The organism is Haloarcula sp. CBA1131 (assembly GCF_008728975.1).
Lineage (GTDB): Archaea > Halobacteriota > Halobacteria > Halobacteriales > Haloarculaceae > Haloarcula > Haloarcula hispanica.
The window spans coordinates 1,684,772-1,700,813 of the sequence record NZ_RPCY01000001.1; the positions used below are offsets into that span (position 1 = coordinate 1,684,772).

Consider the following 16,042-nt stretch of genomic DNA (forward strand, 5'->3'; position numbering starts at 1 on the left):
TAGCGGAATGATTACTCGTTCGCATCGCTAAGTAGCATACCGAGATAGGAGGTCCGCTGCTGGTCACTGGGGTCCAGACTGAGGTCCTGAAGCACCTCGTAGGCCCCCTCTCGCACGGGTTCGATGTCGCCGTCGGTCTCCCGTTCGACTTCGACGAACTCGCCGACGTCGTCGACAGCGTCGAGCGTGACGTCGTATTCTCGGACCTCGTACACCCGGCGGTTCTTCCGGACGGTCGCCGCGGGCTCGAAGCCGAGGTGCTGGACGATAGCGTCGATGTCGTCGCCGTCTTCGACGCCTGTTTCGAACTCCTCTCGGCTCTTCGACTCCGCTTCGAGGAGCGGCCCCTTGTAGGTGACTTTCGCGTTCGTCTCCCCCTTTCTGGTCTCGCGACGGACCCGGAACGCCTCGTCCGTCTCGGCGAAATCCCGATGGGGGGCGTCGTAGTACGTGTCCGTCTGTATCACCGTGTCGACCTGTTCGGCCCCGAGTTCGTCGAGTCGCTCCGCGACAGCCTCGATATCCGCTGGCACTTTCACCTCGACTTCGTACATACTGTGGGGCTGGACCGGGTCGCTGAAAAACGCTCCCGTCGACCGCGCCATTTACTGTGTCCGCTCTCTCGGGTAGTAGTATGGCCGGTCGCTACGAACCGATCGATTCCCCGGACGAGACGACCCTCTTTCCGTATCACGACCTGACGCCGCCGACAGTTGCAACGGTCGCGCGCGCCCGGCAACGCATCCGACAACACCTCCCGGAGACGCCCCTAGTCCGCAGCGAAGCCCTCTCCGAAGCCCTCGACGCGGATGTCCTGCTCAAGCGTGAGGACACACTTCCGACCGGCGCGTTCAAAGTCCGCGGCGGGGTGAACCTCGTCGCGTCCCTCGACGAGGAGTTCCACGACGCCGGGCTACTCGCCGCGAGCACGGGGAACCACGGCCAGTCTATCGCCTGGGCAGGCCGCGAGTTCGACGTGCCCGTCACTATCGGCGTCCCCGAAGAAGCCAACGCCGGAAAGGTCGGCGCGCTGGAGCAACTCGGCGCAGAAGTCATCCAGTACGGCGAGGACTACGACGAGGCCCGCGAACACATCGAGGAGCTTGCGACCCAGCGCGAGGCGCGCTACGTCCATTCGGGCAACGAACCGAAGCTTCTCGCCGGCGTCGGCACGGCGGGGCTCGAAATCCTCGACGAACGGCCCGATGTCGACCGCGTGTTCTGTCCCGTCGGCGGCGGCACCGCCGCGGCCGGGTACTGCATCACGCTCGGGGCGATGACCGACGCCGCTGTCGTCGGTGTGCAGGCCGCGGGCGCGCCCGCGGTGTACCGCGCTTGGCAGGAGGAGACGTTGGAGGCCCTCGACAGCGTCGACACCATCGCTGAGGGCGTCGCGACCCGGGTGCCGTTCGCACTCCCGACCGGCATACTCCAGAAGGGGCTCTCGGATTTCCGTCTCGTATCTGAGGACGCCATCGCGGACGCCGTGGCACGCCTGTTCGAGACGGACCGCATCGTCATGGAGGGGGCCTGCGCGACGGCTGTCGCTGCAGCGCTCCAGGCTGGTGACGAAGTACGGGGTGAGACGGTTGTCCTCCCCGTTTCAGGGCGGAACATCGACCGCGAGAAGTTCGACCGACTGTTGGCTGAAAGCGAGTACTAGTCGGCCACTTCCGAAGTTGCTCGACTGCTACTGACCGGGAAACGTTGTCCTTAAGAGTGCCACGACTGACGAACAGGGTATGAGCAACGAGTCTGAGACTGAAGTCGATGAGGAAACCGCAGACGAAGAAGAGCAAGCGGAGGGACTCCAGAAAGGTGATGTCGTCAAGCTCGCCTACACCGCCCGCACCGTCGACGGCGGCCAGCTTGTCGACACGACTGACGAGGAAGTCGCCGAGGACGACGGCATCGACACCGAACAGCAGGAGTTCGGCCCGCGAACCATCGTGCTGGGCGAGAACCACATCTTCCCGGACGTCGAGCAGGACATCTACGGGAAGGAGGTCGGCGACGAGGGCAACGTGACCGTTGCGGCCGCCGACGCTTTCGGCGAGTACGACGAGGAAGAGGTCCGGACGGTCTCGAAGGACAAGATTCCGGAGGACGACCGCTACCCCGGCGCGCACGTCGACATCGAGGGCGAGCACGGCCACATCGAGACCATCATCGGCGGCCGCGCGCGAGTGGACTTCAACCACCCGCTGGCCGGCGAGGACGTCGAGTACGACTACGAAATCCTCGAAGAGGTCACGGACCGCGAGGAGAAGGCCCAGGGCATCATCCAGATGATGCTCGACATGGAGCTCGACGTGTGGTTCGAGACCGACACCGTCGAGGAAGAACAGCTCGTCGAAAGCGAAGACGACGAAGACGAGGACAGCGAGGAGTCGGAAGACACCTCGGACGAGCCCGAGTACGAAACCGTCGAAGTCGAGAAGGAGACGCTCTACATCGAGGCGACGCCGCAGCTGACGATGAACCAGCAGTGGATGATGGGCAAACAGCAGATCGCCCAGCAGCTCACCCAGCTGCTCGACATCGACCGCATCATCGTGCAGGAGGAAATCGGTGGCGGCGGCATGGGCATGCCCGGCATGATGGGTGGCATGGGCGGTGCCGGCGGCGCTGACATCGAAGACGCGCTGGAAGACGCTGACGTGGACGCCGAAGAGATCGTCGAAGAGATCGAGGGCGCCGAAGAGTAACTGCGCCGCGAGCACGCCGAGCGATTCTTGAGTGATAAGCGCCAGCGAGCGCTTTTGCGGTTCCGAGCGGTAGCGACTGCCACTTTCTGACGGCACAGACGGGAGAACGGTTATATCCACGACACGTCATCACTACCCATGCGAGTATCGCTGATGTACCCGCTACTGCTCGCGCTCCCGCCCGGAATCGCCTTCGGTGTCGGCACGGTTGTGCTGACTGGCAGCGCCGGGCTTGGACTGGCAGCCGGCGTCGGCGTCGGTCTCGGACTGTTCCTGTTGATACTCGTGGGTACGGAGTTCGGCTCGACGGACAGAGAACTACAGCCCGGCCGCGAATAGAATCCGTCTCAGGCGATGTCGCGGCTGGTGTCGATGCTGACCTCTTCGACGAGATTGAGTTTGATGATGTCAGTGGGGGCGCGCCCGCCGCGGAACTTCGGAATCGCGAGGCGGTTTTCCACCTCGTCACCGGTCGTCGTGGTGTTGAGCTGGAACACCACGTCCGCGAAGTGCTCGGTCGTATCCCGAAGCGGTGGCACGTCACGGCCATCGAGACAGTGGACGATAGCGAGGCTCCCGGTGTTGACGATGTGGTTCTGCAAGTCGTTCATGAACGCGCGAAAGCGCGAGTGTGGCTCCTGGGCTTCCAGCACATCGAGCGGGTCGACGATGAGGTTCGAGGTCTCCGGCAGCGCCGAGACGAGCTTGCCGGCGTTGTCGAGGGGTGCTTCGCCGGAGATGTGCCGCACCGTCGGGTCCCCGGTGTTGGCCGGCGTCTGCTCGATGCTCGCGATGACCGACTCGGCGGTCCGGTCGAGCGACAGCCACAGCGTTCCGCGCGTGGCGGTGAGTTCATAGAGGAACAGCTCCGCCTGGCTAGCCGGCTGGGCAGAGAGCACGACGATACTCCCCGCAGGGATGCCACCATCGAGCTTTCTGTCGAGGACATCGATGCCCGTTCGCAGCCGGTTGGCCATACCACTGAGAAGTTATTTAGCCACGAGATTAAGTATTCCGCTTGGCGAGAACGTTCGCTATCTCGACGTATTTTGCCGCTGCCCGGTCCGATTCCAGCGGCTTCGACACCGACGGAACGTGAACCGTCTCTGGGCAGGACAGCAGTCGGGATGGGTCTACGGACCCGTCGCTGCCGACGAGGACCGTGAGCACGGGCGGTGCATCGAGCGCACGGGCCATCGCCGCGGTTTTGGCTGTATCGGTGAGGCTCTGGCGGGTTGGTGCGCTCACGAGCACCGTCCTGTCAGCCGCCCGCAGTGGCCGGGCGGCGTCCGGGCCAGCGCCGGCCGGACAGTCGAGTACCACCGGGCGATCACGTTGGGGCAGTGTGCCGATGGCATTGTCGACAGCGGCTTCGGTTGCGTCCTGACAGGGGAGTACGTCGACGTTCTCGACGGCCGTGGCGCGCTTGGCAACCGTGGTCGGCTCAGCCGAGACCGTGATATCAGCGATTCCGGGCGTCGGATCGACGCCAGCGCGGCGGTGGAGGTTCGGCATGTCGCGGTCGGTGTCCACGACTAGCGACCGTCTGGTCGGCGTCCCCAGTGCCTGACCGACTCCGAGGGCGATGGTCGTTTTGCCACAGCCACCCTTGCCGCCAGCGATTGCGAGCATACTGCGGATGGTCCGTCTATCGGTTTTGAACCCTTGTGTTGGAGTCGAGAACATTGACAACCGAACTGGGCCGAAGGGACTGGCTTACGTCGGTTGGCCGTTGCCTACTTTTAATCGGTCGTTATATCCTGCACTCCCCTGGCCGTAGCAAGTCTACGCTTTCGGTGGCGATGGTCCCGACAGTCGACCCGTTCGAGCCTGTCCTGCATGGGTCTTGATAACTGGTGTGTAACAATAACTGGGACACCACTACTGGGGACATGGGTAGTAAACCGAACACGGCCCTTCAGCTATACAGCATTCGTACCCCGCCCGAGCCACTCGCTATCGGTCGATGTTAGCCCAGCCATAACAATAGCGATACACCCGAACGGCTGGGACATGAATCTACATCACGAGCGCATCGAAGCCTCGCCGCCGGCGAGCACGATGAGCTTCTGTCTCACGACCGACCTCACTGGGAACGGTCGACCGGACGTCATCGTCGGGGCGCTCGGCGACGAGCACGAGGTCCAGTTCCCGCTGGTCGATACGTCAGTCGACTTGCTGTCCGTGTTCGGCATGGGGCCGCTGGCCCGCTGGCTCCAGACGAACGTGTTCTGGTACGAAAACCCCGGCTGGGAGCGCCACGATGTCGCCAGCGCACCCGAACTCTCCGTCGGTGGCTCGCTTGGCGATATAACGGGGAACGGCCGCCCGGACATGGTCGCCGGCCAGAACATTCACCAGCACAAGCTGTGGTGGTTCGAAATACCGGACGACCCGCGAAAGCAGTGGACGCGCCGGCTCATCACCGACGACTTCGAGAAGTATCACGACACCGCCGTGGCGGACGTGGACGGCGACGGACAGAACGAGGTCGTCGGGCTGTCTCAGGAGTCCGAAACGGTGTTCTACTATGACATCCCCGATGACCCGACGCGTGAACCGTGGCCGGTGGCGAACCGACACGTTGTCGCCGAGGATATCGACGTCGAGGGCGTCGCTGTCGAGGACGTCGACGGCGATGGCGAGGTCGAAATCGTCGCCGGCCCCAACGTCTTCCATCGGACGGCCGACGGGTGGGACCGGGAGCCCATCGCCGAGGACTGGCAGTGTACCCGCGTCGCTATCGAGGACGTCGACGGCGATGGGGACCTGGAAATAATTCTCGTCGAGGGCGACGAACCGTATCTCGACGACCGCCCGGCCAGGCTGGGCGTGTTCGACCCGCCCGAGTGGGACCTGACGCTGCTGCACGACGACCTCTCGAACCCGCACAGCCTCGACGTAGCGGACTTCGACGGCGACGGCAATCCCGACATCTTCGTCGCGGAAATGGGGCTAGAGGACGGACACGAACCGCGACAGTTCGTGTTCCACAACGACGGGGCGGGGAACTTCGAGCAGAAAGAACTGGGAACCGGTATCCCCACCCACGAAGCGAAGGTCGTCGACCTCGATGGCGACGGTCTCCCCGACATCGTCGGCAAGGCATACACCGAGCCCCGCGTCGACGTCTGGCAGAGCAATCCCTGACTAGTTTCCTGTCCTTCTATTTCGGCCGCTAGGATCTTTCAGACCCCGTTTTCGAAGCCAGTGCCGATGCTCCCGAAGCCGAACCTGACGATGTAAGTGACCGTTCAATTCCCGTGTCGGGGGATTCAAGAGCGTCCGGAGCGCGGTATCGAGTGAAATGCGGCACGACCACATCATCAGCGCGAAACAGCTCTCGCGGGGCGACATCGAGACGGTGCTCGACCACGCGGCCGACATCGCTGCTGACCCGGGAGCGTTCGCGGACCGGCACAGCGACACGCTGCTTGGCCTCCTCTTTTTCGAGCCGAGCACCCGGACGAAGATGAGCTTCACAACGGCGATGAAACGCCTCGGCGGCGACATCGTCGACATGGGCTCCGTCGAGTCCTCCAGCGTGAAGAAAGGCGAGTCACTGGCAGATACCGTCCGCGTCGTCGAGGGGTACACCGACGCGCTCGTGCTCCGGCACCCCATGGAGGGCTCCGCGAAGATGGCGAGCGAGTTCGTCGACGTGCCGCTCGTCAACGCCGGCGACGGGGCCGGTCAGCACCCGACACAGACGCTACTCGACCTCTACACGATCCGTGAGAACGCGGGCTTTGAGGACCTGACTATCGGCATCATGGGCGACCTGAAGTACGGTCGGACGGTCCACTCGCTGGCCCACGCGCTCACGACCGTCGACGCCAGGCAGCACTTCATCAGCCCCGAGTCGCTCCAGCTTCCGCGGTCGGTCCGGTACGACCTCCACGAGGCCGGCGCGGGCATCCGCGAGCACACCGATCTCGACGAGATTCTCCCCGACCTGGACGTGCTCTACGTGACACGTATCCAGGCCGAGCGGTTCCCCGACGAGAGCGAGTACCGCGAAGTCGCCGGCCAGTACCAGATCGACGCCGACACGCTGGACGCGGCCAAGGACGACCTGACCGTGATGCACCCGCTCCCGCGCGTCGACGAGATCGCCCACGACGTCGACGAGACCACCCACGCACAGTACTTCCAACAGGCCCACAACGGCGTCCCCGTACGGATGGCGCTGCTCGACCTGATGCTCGGAGGCGACCAATGAGCGACAACGACCAGCAACTCCGCGTCTCGAAGATCCAGAACGGCACCGTCATCGACCACATCGCGGGCGGCCAGGCGCTGAACGTCCTCGCGATCTTGGGTATCGACGGGACCAGCGGTGACTCCGTCTCCGTCGCGATGAACATGCCTTCCGACCGTCTGGGGCACAAAGATGTCGTCAAAGTCGAGGGCCGTGAACTCTCCCAGGACGAGGTCGATGTGCTCTCGCTCATCGCCCCCGCGGCGACGATCAACATCATCCGTGACTACGATGTCGTCGAGAAGCGCCGCGTCGAGCGGCCGTCGGTCGTCGAGGGCGTCCTCGAATGCCCGAACCACAACTGCATCACGACCGAAGCCGAACCCGTCGACTCGCGCTTCGCCGTCGGCGACGACGGCGTCCGCTGTGAGTACTGCGATACGATCATCCGTGACGACCTGCCGGCACACATCCTCGCGGAGTAAGCCGACCCTGCCGCCGTCTGGCTACTGTAACCAGATGCTCGCAAACGAGTCGAAGTAGTCTTCGCTGGTATCAACCAGTACGTGGTCCGCGCCGAGTGCCGTAACGCGGTTTGACACCGAGTCGATGTGGGCGTCGAGCCGCGACTGGTACGTTTCGGCCAGCGAGCCGCTGAAATACGACCGGCGTTTCTCGTCGCTCTCGGGGTCGGCGAACAGCACGTCACCGACGACGCCGGGGTCCCGTTCCTCCGGGGCGACCACGCGGACGAGCAACACGTCGGCGTCGTTGCGTGCGAGCGCGGCGACGCCCGACTCGAGTTCCTCGGGGTCGGCCAGACAGTCGCTGAACACGACGACGAGCGAGCGCGAGCGAATGCGTTCGGCGTACGCCTCCAGCGCGGATTCGAAATCGGCCGTCCCGTCGGGCGTTATTTCGTTCAATTGGTCGATAAGCGAGAGGAGTTCGCCGCGGTTCGACTGCCCGGTGTCGATGCGGTTCACCCGGTCACGAAACGTGCAGAACCGGAAGTCGTTGTTCTCCTCCGCTGTAAGGTAGGCGAAGCCGAGGCCGAGCTTGGCGGCGCACTCGAACTTGTGACTCGCCGCGTCGCCGTAGTCCATCGACGCGCTCGTGTCGACGAGCAGGTGGACGGTCAGGCTCCGCTCTTCCTCGTACTGCTTGATGAAGTACTCCTCCGTCCGGGCGAACAGCTTCCAGTCGATTCGTCGCGTGTCGTCCCCCGGCGAGTACCGCCGATAGTCGCTGAACGTGAGCCCCTCGCCGACCCGCGGGGACTGCTGGTCGCCCTGCCGAATCGAGGTCGTCTGGCGGTTCAGCGCGGCGGTAAACCGGCCGAGTTCGTCCAGAAAATCCGGTTCGATAGTCACGGCTGGCCCTCCCACGGGTCCGCCCGCCAGATTGCGTGCGTCGGGTGGCTCATCCCAGCAAGTCCGCGATGAGGTCGTCTGCCGTCCGGCCCTCGCGCTCGGCCCGGAAGTCCACGATAATCCGGTGCCGGAGGACGGGCGCGGCCAGCGCCTCGATATCCTCGCCCGTGACGTGCGAGCGGCCGTGGAGGAACGCCCGCGCTTTCGCCGTCTGGACGAGCGCCATGCTCGCCCGTGGGCTGGCCCCGAACTCGATGTCGTCGGCTTCACGCGTCCGGCGCACGAGCTGGACTGCCCGGTCGCGCAGGTCGTCGGCGATGGGCATCTCGCGGACCAGTTGCTGGATCTCCTGAATCTCCGGGCGGGTCAGCGAGCGTTCGACGGGGACCTGTTCTGCCCCGGCGGTGTACATGTCGACGATGGTCCGCTCCTCGTCGTAGTCGGGGTAGTCGACCAGCAGCTTCAGCATGAAGCGGTCGGTCTGGGCCTCCGGGAGCGCGTAGGTCCCCGACTGGTCGATGGGGTTCTGGGTCGCCAGGATAAAAAATGGGCGCGGCAGTTCGTAGGTCTCGCCAGCGGCGGTCACCTGCTTCTCCTGCATCGCCTCCAGCAGGGCGGCCTGTGTCTTCGGCGTCGCCCGGTTGATCTCGTCGGCCAGCACGACGTTGGCGAACACCGGCCCTTTCTCGAAGACGAACTCGCGGCCGCTGTCGGTCTCGCGGATGATCTCGGTCCCCGTGATGTCGGAGGGCATCAGGTCGGGCGTGTTCTGAATCCGGGAGAACTGGAGGTCGGTCACCTCCGCGACGGTCCGGACCATCGTCGTCTTCCCCAGTCCCGGGTTCGATTCGAGCAGGGCGTTGCCGTCGGCCAGGATACAGATGAGCAGTTGCTCCAGTACCTCCTCCTGACCGACGATCCGCGTGCCGATCTGTTCGCGTGCGTTCGCGATCTTCTGCTGTAGTTCGTCGATGTCGTGCTCTGAGCTCATGGGTCGGTGTCCTCGTCGTCCGTGTCTTGCTCTCGAATCCTGAGATTGTACTCGCGGATGAGGTCCGCGTCCTCGACGTCTTCCTGGCCGGCGAACCCGGCCTGCTGGCTGTCGACTGTGCCACTTCCACTTCCCGGCCCCCCGGTGTCCGACGACGACGGGAACGACTGGCTCCGGTCGATTTCCTCGTCGCCGCCCGTCGAATCAATCTCGGCGGTGAGGTTCTCGTCGCCCGCCTGCACGTCCTCGCTGTCGCCGAGTATCGCGTCGCCGTCTTCGAGCCCCTCGTACTCGCTGGGCCGGTCGTTCGGCGACTCCGTCTCGACCGGGTCGCGGTCGAGTAGGCCGATGTCGACGACGGCCACCTGCACTGTCGCCAGGCTCAGCAGGATAACGACGATAAGCGTGCCGAGCAGCCGCCGGCTATCGACGAGCGCGACGCTCGAACTCCGTCTCAGACTCGCAAGCACGTCTTCGTAGAGCCGGGCCGCCATCCGCGTTTCGGCCCCGTCCTCGACCGCGTCCCGCGCCGTTCGGAGCGCGTCGGTGACGTTCGCGTTCGCCGCCTCGAACTGCTCGACGAGTGGCTGTCGGACCCGGTACAAATACTCGCCGACGAACCAGAGCGCGCCGACGACAATGCCGACGACTGCGCCCGTCGGGAACGATAGCGCAGGTATCGAGCGGCCGACAGCCGCCCCGACCGGGTCCGTCACCGCCGTCGGAACTGACAGCTGTGTCGGGAGTGCAGTCGGCGAGAGGACAGTCAGGAAGATGTTCACCAGGAGAAAGACCAACACCGCGTCGACGATGGCGTAGATGAACGCCGCCTTCTTGCCCTCGCGTCTGACCTCGGCGATGGCGTCGGCCATGCGTTCGCGTGCCTGTGCCCGTCCGTTTTCAGGCGGCTCTTCGTCGCCGTTTTCTCCGGTATCTGTGTCGGGGTCGTCCATTAGTAGTCCTCGCAGGTCGGGTCCGGTGTCTCCATCCTGTTACAGATGGTCTCGATATCGTCTCTCAGCGCTTCGTTCTGATTTTCGAGTTCATTGATTTCGCTTTCGAGGGTGTCGATCCGCGATTCCAGGCTGTCGATATCGTCCTGCAGGTCGGATACCTGCCCCTTCAGTTCGTTGCGTTCGTCCTCTAACTCCTCGTTTTCGGCCTCCAGATCGCCGATTGTCGTTTCGAGGTCATCGACTTCGTCCTCGAGAGTGTCGCGCTCGTCCCGAAGGTCGTCGACTGTCCCCTCCAGTTCATCGACGCGGCCCTCGCTCTGGCGGAGCGACTGCCGGGTCTCTGCCAACTGACTCTGCGTGGCGTTCAACTGCTCCTCTGTCTGGTTCAGGTTGGTCGCGACCTGATCGACATCCTCCGACCGCGTCTCCAGTCGCTCTTGGAGTTCCTCGACACGGGTCTGTGTGGATTCCAGTTTATTTCTGGTGTCGTCCAGGTTCCCCCGAAGTTCGGCGTTTTCCTGTCTGAGCTCCTGATTCTGCGAGCGAAGCTCGCTCGCGGAGTCCTGGTACAGCACCGTCGTTCCGCCGGTGCCGACCATCGAGAGGACGACGAACACCACGAGCCCGAGGTTGATCCGGCGGCCGATTGCGCTCACGGGAGACCACTCTCCAGGGAGGTGCGACCGCGGTACACTTGAACACGCCGGGCGACCACCTCGCCGGTGAACAGCAGGAGCGCGCCGAGCAAGGCGAGCCAGTCCCAGGTGTTCCGAACGGTCCGGACCCGGGTGGACTTCTGGCGCGCCTCTCTGGCTATCTGTTCGCCCTGGGCCGGGCTGAAGGTCTGCCCGCCCGTCGTTTCGACGAGCGCATCGAGGCTGTCACTCGGACCGAAGGCTCCGTACTCAACGGGGTAGTTCGCCGCGTACTCGGTGTCGAGTGCGGTCTGATACCCCGCCTCCCGAGGCGTGAACTCGCCGCGATACCGGCCGTCGCCGATCTGGCGGAAGGAGATGTTCGCCGCGTCCGGGCGGCTATCGCCCTGGTAGGTCAGCGTCGTTGGACGCCCCACACGAGCATCGCTGACCGCTGTGACGCCGGTCTGCGTGCGCATGGGGTCACCCACCGCGTAGTTGACCGACTTCGTGACGACCAGCGAGTCCGGCCGGTCGAGCAGGCCGCCCATCGTGTTGTCCGAGTCGTAGGCGGTGATCGAGACGACGCGGCCCAGCCCGAACCGCCAGGAGGCGATGGCCGGCTTCCCGTCCGCGGTGGCGACCTGGTAGTCGGCCCCGGGCTTGACCTGGACGTTGTTCGCCTGGCCGGGGTTCGCAGTCAGCTCGACGCCGGCGGTGATGAACGTGTCCTCCGTGACGATTGTGAGGTTCTCCCCCTGGTAGCGCCGCGAGGAGCCGCCAAAGAGGAGCCGCAGCCGCTCGGTCTCGTCGGCGGCGAAGTACGACCCGCCCGACTCGCTTGCGATCTGGCGCATCGTCGCGACGCCGACTCGCTTGCCGACACCGACCGAGACGACGCGGGTCCCTTCGCGGCCCAGTTGGTTGGCAACGGCCGCCGGCGGGCCGAGCCGGTCCTGGCCGTCACTGAGGAGGATGATCGTCCCTTCGCGGTCGCCAAGCAGTTCGTCGGCCCCCTGAAGCCCGACGGCGATATCCGTCGCGCCACCGCTTTCCAGCCGTCGTATCTTGTCGGCAGTCTCCGCCCGGTTCTGCCCGAGCGCTTGCATCTCCGAGACGCGATATGCGTTGTGGTTGAACGCGACGACGCCGACCTGGTTCTCGTCGCCGAGCTGGTCGAGCACGTCTAGGGCGACGGCTTTCTGTATCGAGAGGCCGCCCTCGGCGCTACCGGACACGTCGACGAGGATGACGATGTTCGACTCGCCGCCGGTGGCGTTCCCGACGCGGACCGGGAGCATCGAGGCCACCGACGACGTTTCGTAGCCGCCGTTCTCGTAGGCGTTGTCGCCGCCCGCGACGACCAGTCCGCCGCCGTTGATGACGAAGTCCTGCAGTGCGGTGGCGTTCCCGATATTGCCCGATGGCGTGTCCTGCATGACGACAGCCGAGTAGTCGTCGAGGTCCGCCGGGACCGACGAGGCCGTCGAGACGTTGTACAGCGAGTCGAGGTAGTTCCGCAGGGGATACTCGCCCTGTGAGACGTACAGCACGTCGGGCTGTTCGACGACGCGGACGCTCTTGTAGAACACGTCGTTTCGCGCGTACTCGTCGTTGCCGGACAGCGTCGCCGTCACGCGGTGTGACCCGGTTTCCTCGAACGTGTGGTCGACGGTGAGCGTGCCGTCCGGCCGGAGCTCTCCTTCAGTCGCGGTCTCACCGTCGATAGTTACCTCCACGGGGACGGGTTCGAGGACGTTCACGCCCTGCATCGAGACGGTGTACTGTGACTGGACGCCGCGGCTCACCGTCGACGGCCCCGCTATCGCCACGGCTCGCTCTGTTCGTGGCGACTGCGGGGTGACGCTGTGGACAGTCGCGTTGAGCCCGGCGGCGTCCTCGCCGGCCGTCGCCAGGCTCCGGCCCTCCGTGACGCGGCCGTCGGAGACGACGACGACTGTCCCGTTTGCTTGGAGATTTGCCGCCACGCCGTCGCCGATCCGCGAGTTCGACCCGCTGCCGATGGTCGCCCGTGTCACCGGGACACCCTCGCTCTCGATATCCTGTACCAGCTCGTCGGTCGTGTTCGGGTAGATACCCATGCTCGCGGATTCGTCTGTCAGCAGTGTCACGCCCGGCTCGCCCGGCGTCTCGCGGGTCTGGACGGTGTACGGTTCCATCGCGCCCAGCACGAGCAGGCAGACGATGAGCACACGGCTGGCGAGCAGGAGCCGGCGGATCCGGTTCGAGGCCGACCGCGGCCCGCCATCGCCACGCCGGACGAGATACGCGAGGAGGCCGACGGCGACCGGCAAGACGAGTAGCGGCCACAGGTGCTCGACGCCGACGGTGAGTCCCTCCGCGAGGGTGTAGGAAACCGCCATCAGAGATCACCCCGTCGGCGCAGATAGCCGACCTCGGCCAGCGCAAGTATCAGCCCGCCCAGCGCGAAGTACTCGGTCAGCGGCTGTGGCACCGACCGCTGTTCGGTCCGGGTGAGGTTCCCGGCCGTCCCGGAGCGCTGGTCGAGCGCTCCGACGTTGGTGTTTGACTCGCCCTCGTCCAGCAGCGACGCGCTCACTTGCCGGCTCTCGCTTCGGTAGAGCCCGGCTCGCTGGAGCGGGACCGAGTTCCCGGAGACGGGGCCGGCCGGCCCCTCGACGGTGGTGTTACCGAACCGGACGGTCTCACCGGTCTCGTGGTTCAGCGCCGGGAGTTGTTCCCTGTCCGCCAGATAATACACCGCCCGCTTCCAGAACACGGGGTACTGGTAGTTGAACTTGAAGCTGGACCGGTCCTCGATGTAGCCGTAGTACATCACGCGGCCGCCGTTCCGATCCTCGGTCGCGATGAGCGGCGTCCCGTCCCCCAGTTGCACCTGGGCCGACCCGGAGCGCAGCGACCCGGAGATGTACTCGTCCGGTGGCTGGAAGTCGATGCCGCGGGTGAGCTGTGTCTGTGCCGTCTGGCCCACTGTCGCGCCCGCCCGGGTCTCGCCGGGCTCGATGAGGAGGAGGTCCCGGTACCGCTGTGGGAGGTCGTCCTGTGCCAGTACCGCCACGCCGCCACCGTCTTCGACCAGTTCGCGCCCGCTTTCGACGTTGCCGGGCAACAGTGAACTCTGGTCGACGTTGCTGTACAGGATGACGTCGTAGTTCTTCTGAATGGTCGTCGGCGGCTGGCTGACCGTCACGTTCACCCGGTCGACGACCGACAGCGCGGTGGTCAGGTACCGGTTCCGGTCGTTTGTCAGCACCAGTACGTCGACAGCCGCGTCCGCCGGTGCGGCGACGTAGACGCTGTCGTCAGTCGCGAAACTGTCGCCCGGGCTGAGCCGGGCCTCGCTCCCGCCGGCCGGGACCGGCATCGTCACCGAGCCAACGTCGTCGGGTCCGAGCTGCAGTTCTCGCTGGGTGTTGCCGAGCCGAACGGTCCGGGTGACGGTCGAGTCGCCGTAGTTTTTCACCGACAGCGTCACCGCCGAGCCGGAGAACCGGCGGTCGATGAAACCGACGTTCCCGTCGCCGCCGCCGTTAAATTGCTGGAGGTCGACGGGGAGCCCGCGCCCGCGTGCCGTCGTGACCGCAGTGGTCCACTCCTCGCCCGCAAAGTCACTCAGGACCATGACTCTGGCGTTCTCGCCGGCGATCGAAGCTGCCTGCGAGATAGCGCCGCTGAGCGCTCCCGGCGCGTCCGTCGGGCTGAGCCCGTCCAGCGTCCCCTGCGCCGCCGTCGGCGTACCACGCTGGAGCACGACCTCGCCGCCGTTGGTCGTCGTGACGACGGAGGTCGTTCCTGTTACTTCTTCTTGGGCGGCCGCAACGGCCCGCTGGAAGCGTGTCTGACCGTCGGCGTCGGTCTGCATGGACGCGCTGGTGTCCACGACGATGACCGTCTCCTCGACCGTCGCCCGCTCGGAGACGGTGACGTACGGCGTCGCCAGTCCGACCGCGAGCACCAGCACGACCAGTACCTGCAACAGCAGGAGGAGGCTCCGCGAGATCCGTTCGAGAAACGGCGTCGCTGACTGCTGGCGTTCTCCGGCGACGAGAAACTGGTACGTCGGCAGCGTGAGTTCCTGCGGGTCCGGTCGGATGAGATACAGCACCACTATCGGCACCGCCAGGAGGAGAGCCGCCAGTCCCAGGGGGGCAAGCAAAACGTCCGAGAGGACCATTGTCTGTGTATCAGGCGGAGGCGGCATTTATCTTGTGAATATAGTGACACCACCGTTCGGGCACCTGACGGCGGTGTCTCTCGGCCGACTCATCGCCGGCTATGGCCCAGCACAGCAGTACAGGCGGTTATTTTCGATCCTCCGATAGCAGACGAACGCTGTCACCGACGCAATGAGTGACGCCGCCGCGGCTTCGGGAGGCTCCATTCTCCACATAGAAGAACAGGTAGAATACGCCCGCAGTCTGCGGATTTCGGCGGCGATGACAAAACCCATTTAACCGCAGATAGTCGAGTGACAATCAGAATGGGACAATCCGAGAGCGGGCCTACAGGGGCGACATCGGGGACCGCGAAAGAACGAACCCTCAAGGTTCTGTTCGAAATTGAACTGCCCGATGACTGTTCGTGCCCCCTTTCGGATCCGGATGCAGACATCGAGAACGCTCAGAACCAGATCGACGACGGCGTCTGTCACGCCGAGGTGACTGTCACCGACGAGGCCGGTACCGAGCGGGTTCTCCACTCGACAAATCAGGTCGGGGACGCCTGTCTCTGTCTCGCCTTTAGCGAGGTCGGGTGTGTTCCACGAACCCAGCGCGTAGACGGTGACTCGCTTTTCATCGAGACGTACGTCTCAGACCGAAGCGTCATCAGCGAGCTAGTCGACCAGTTGGAATCGGCCGCGAAACGAGTGCGTCTGCGACGGCTGACATCCCGACAGGACGACGCGACCGAGTCGGAGCCCACTACAGTCGACCTCGCCTGTCTCACGACAAAACAGCGGGAAGCAGCGATACTCGCAGTGGACGAAGGGTACTATCAGACGCCCCGACAGACGACCCTCGACGAACTCGCGGCCACGCTCGACATCTCGAAATCCGCACTCTCTCAACGCCTGAACGCCGTCGAATCGAAACTCGCGACGGCCGCCTTCGACCCGTAGACTCGCCTTTTCGGGCTGGACGCACTGGCAGAGACTCCCGGTGACACTCCCGCCCG

The 16,042-nt window shown here is 64.9% G+C and carries 16 protein-coding genes; 7 read left to right on the forward strand and 9 right to left on the reverse strand.

Annotated elements, in window-relative coordinates; all coding sequences use genetic code 11:
- Window positions 1-11 precede the first annotated feature (11 nt).
- Entirely contained in the window at window positions 12-554 is a 543-nt protein-coding gene (gene cyaB / locus Har1131_RS08680; RefSeq protein WP_008308731.1) for a class IV adenylate cyclase, read from the reverse strand.
- Between the two features lie 80 nt (window positions 555-634).
- On the opposite strand from cyaB, the gene Har1131_RS08685 reads away from it, so the two are divergent.
- The 3 genes from Har1131_RS08685 to Har1131_RS08695 all read left to right on the forward strand — a co-directional run bounded on the left by Har1131_RS08685 (window position 635) and on the right by Har1131_RS08695 (window position 3,047).
- Complete coding sequence (locus tag Har1131_RS08685) at window positions 635-1,663, forward strand: threonine/serine dehydratase (protein ID WP_014040621.1); 1,029 nt, start codon at window positions 635-637, stop codon at window positions 1,661-1,663.
- Window positions 1,664-1,742: 79 nt separating this feature from the next.
- A complete protein-coding gene (locus Har1131_RS08690) occupies window positions 1,743-2,708 on the forward strand; it encodes a peptidylprolyl isomerase (RefSeq protein WP_014040620.1) in 966 nt (321 codons plus the stop codon).
- Between the two features lie 138 nt (window positions 2,709-2,846).
- Window positions 2,847-3,047: a hypothetical protein gene (locus Har1131_RS08695; RefSeq protein WP_008308737.1), complete on the forward strand. Its 201-nt coding sequence runs from the start codon at window positions 2,847-2,849 to the stop codon at window positions 3,045-3,047.
- 8 nt (window positions 3,048-3,055) lie between these two features.
- On the opposite strand, the gene Har1131_RS08700 is transcribed toward Har1131_RS08695, so the two are convergent.
- Together Har1131_RS08700 and Har1131_RS08705 are read right to left on the reverse strand one after the other, a co-directional pair.
- The gene (locus Har1131_RS08700) at window positions 3,056-3,685 is read right to left on the reverse strand and encodes a transcriptional regulator (protein WP_004515458.1); all 630 of its coding nucleotides are present in this window, start codon (window positions 3,683-3,685) and stop codon (window positions 3,056-3,058) included.
- A 28-nt stretch (window positions 3,686-3,713) separates the two neighbouring features.
- Window positions 3,714-4,340, reverse strand: coding sequence for an AAA family ATPase (locus tag Har1131_RS08705; RefSeq protein ID WP_014040619.1), 627 nt, complete (start codon window positions 4,338-4,340; stop codon window positions 3,714-3,716).
- Window positions 4,341-4,721: 381 nt separating this feature from the next.
- Between Har1131_RS08705 and Har1131_RS08710 the strand changes: the two genes are divergently transcribed.
- The 3 genes from Har1131_RS08710 to pyrI all read left to right on the forward strand — a co-directional run bounded on the left by Har1131_RS08710 (window position 4,722) and on the right by pyrI (window position 7,394).
- On the forward strand, window positions 4,722-5,858 hold the full coding sequence (locus Har1131_RS08710) for a VCBS repeat-containing protein (RefSeq protein WP_191907475.1): 1,137 nt from the start codon (window positions 4,722-4,724) through the stop codon (window positions 5,856-5,858).
- A 157-nt stretch (window positions 5,859-6,015) separates the two neighbouring features.
- On the forward strand, window positions 6,016-6,930 hold the full coding sequence (gene pyrB / locus Har1131_RS08715) for an aspartate carbamoyltransferase (RefSeq protein ID WP_008308746.1): 915 nt from the start codon (window positions 6,016-6,018) through the stop codon (window positions 6,928-6,930).
- A complete protein-coding gene (gene pyrI / locus Har1131_RS08720; RefSeq protein WP_008308747.1) occupies window positions 6,927-7,394 on the forward strand; it encodes an aspartate carbamoyltransferase regulatory subunit in 468 nt (155 codons plus the stop codon). Before pyrB ends, pyrI begins: the two co-directional genes overlap by 4 nt.
- A 21-nt stretch (window positions 7,395-7,415) precedes the next feature.
- Here the strand turns inward: pyrI and Har1131_RS08725 are convergent, their stop codons facing one another.
- The 6 genes from Har1131_RS08725 to Har1131_RS08750 are packed head-to-tail and all read right to left on the reverse strand — an operon-like array spanning window position 7,416 to window position 15,041.
- Window positions 7,416-8,282, reverse strand: coding sequence for a DUF58 domain-containing protein (locus Har1131_RS08725; RefSeq protein ID WP_151145937.1), 867 nt, complete (start codon window positions 8,280-8,282; stop codon window positions 7,416-7,418).
- A 49-nt stretch (window positions 8,283-8,331) separates the two neighbouring features.
- Window positions 8,332-9,273 (reverse strand): MoxR family ATPase, encoded by a 942-nt coding sequence (locus tag Har1131_RS08730; protein WP_014040616.1) that lies wholly within the window; start codon window positions 9,271-9,273, stop codon window positions 8,332-8,334.
- Window positions 9,270-10,226, reverse strand: a complete 957-nt coding sequence (locus tag Har1131_RS08735) for a hypothetical protein (protein WP_151145940.1) — start codon at window positions 10,224-10,226, stop codon at window positions 9,270-9,272. The genes Har1131_RS08730 and Har1131_RS08735 overlap by 4 nt, the downstream gene beginning before the upstream one ends.
- Window positions 10,226-10,885 (reverse strand): chromosome partition protein, encoded by a 660-nt coding sequence (locus Har1131_RS08740; RefSeq protein WP_014040614.1) that lies wholly within the window; start codon window positions 10,883-10,885, stop codon window positions 10,226-10,228. Before Har1131_RS08740 ends, Har1131_RS08735 begins: the two co-directional genes overlap by 1 nt.
- Window positions 10,882-13,248, reverse strand: coding sequence for a VWA domain-containing protein (locus Har1131_RS08745; protein ID WP_151145943.1), 2,367 nt, complete (start codon window positions 13,246-13,248; stop codon window positions 10,882-10,884). The genes Har1131_RS08740 and Har1131_RS08745 overlap by 4 nt, the downstream gene beginning before the upstream one ends.
- Window positions 13,248-15,041, reverse strand: a complete 1,794-nt coding sequence (locus tag Har1131_RS08750; RefSeq protein WP_146418062.1) for a VWA domain-containing protein — start codon at window positions 15,039-15,041, stop codon at window positions 13,248-13,250. The genes Har1131_RS08745 and Har1131_RS08750 overlap by 1 nt, the downstream gene beginning before the upstream one ends.
- Window positions 15,042-15,347: 306 nt before the next feature.
- Between Har1131_RS08750 and Har1131_RS08755 the strand changes: the two genes are divergently transcribed.
- On the forward strand, window positions 15,348-15,986 hold the full coding sequence (locus Har1131_RS08755) for a helix-turn-helix domain-containing protein (RefSeq protein WP_014040611.1): 639 nt from the start codon (window positions 15,348-15,350) through the stop codon (window positions 15,984-15,986).
- Window positions 15,987-16,042 lie beyond the last annotated feature (56 nt).

What these genes read in the sequence shown, in the direction of transcription:
- Har1131_RS08705 (WP_014040619.1), bottom strand. Translation starts at nt 4,340, where the DNA reads ATGCTCGCAATCGCTGGCGGCAAGGGTGGCTGTGGCAAAACGACCATC.
- Har1131_RS08755 (WP_014040611.1), top strand. Translation starts at nt 15,348, where the DNA reads ATGGGACAATCCGAGAGCGGGCCTACAGGGGCGACATCGGGGACCGCG.
- Har1131_RS08750 (WP_146418062.1), bottom strand. Translation starts at nt 15,041, where the DNA reads ATGGTCCTCTCGGACGTTTTGCTTGCCCCCCTGGGACTGGCGGCTCTC.
- Har1131_RS08735 (WP_151145940.1), bottom strand. Translation starts at nt 10,226, where the DNA reads ATGGACGACCCCGACACAGATACCGGAGAAAACGGCGACGAAGAGCCG.
- Har1131_RS08745 (WP_151145943.1), bottom strand. Translation starts at nt 13,248, where the DNA reads ATGGCGGTTTCCTACACCCTCGCGGAGGGACTCACCGTCGGCGTCGAG.
- Har1131_RS08710 (WP_191907475.1), top strand. Translation starts at nt 4,722, where the DNA reads ATGAATCTACATCACGAGCGCATCGAAGCCTCGCCGCCGGCGAGCACG.
- Har1131_RS08730 (WP_014040616.1), bottom strand. Translation starts at nt 9,273, where the DNA reads ATGAGCTCAGAGCACGACATCGACGAACTACAGCAGAAGATCGCGAAC.
- Har1131_RS08695 (WP_008308737.1), top strand. Translation starts at nt 2,847, where the DNA reads ATGCGAGTATCGCTGATGTACCCGCTACTGCTCGCGCTCCCGCCCGGA.
- Har1131_RS08690 (WP_014040620.1), top strand. Translation starts at nt 1,743, where the DNA reads ATGAGCAACGAGTCTGAGACTGAAGTCGATGAGGAAACCGCAGACGAA.
- Har1131_RS08685 (WP_014040621.1), top strand. Translation starts at nt 635, where the DNA reads ATGGCCGGTCGCTACGAACCGATCGATTCCCCGGACGAGACGACCCTC.
- cyaB (WP_008308731.1), bottom strand. Translation starts at nt 554, where the DNA reads ATGTACGAAGTCGAGGTGAAAGTGCCAGCGGATATCGAGGCTGTCGCG.
- pyrB (WP_008308746.1), top strand. Translation starts at nt 6,016, where the DNA reads ATGCGGCACGACCACATCATCAGCGCGAAACAGCTCTCGCGGGGCGAC.
- pyrI (WP_008308747.1), top strand. Translation starts at nt 6,927, where the DNA reads ATGAGCGACAACGACCAGCAACTCCGCGTCTCGAAGATCCAGAACGGC.
- Har1131_RS08700 (WP_004515458.1), bottom strand. Translation starts at nt 3,685, where the DNA reads ATGGCCAACCGGCTGCGAACGGGCATCGATGTCCTCGACAGAAAGCTC.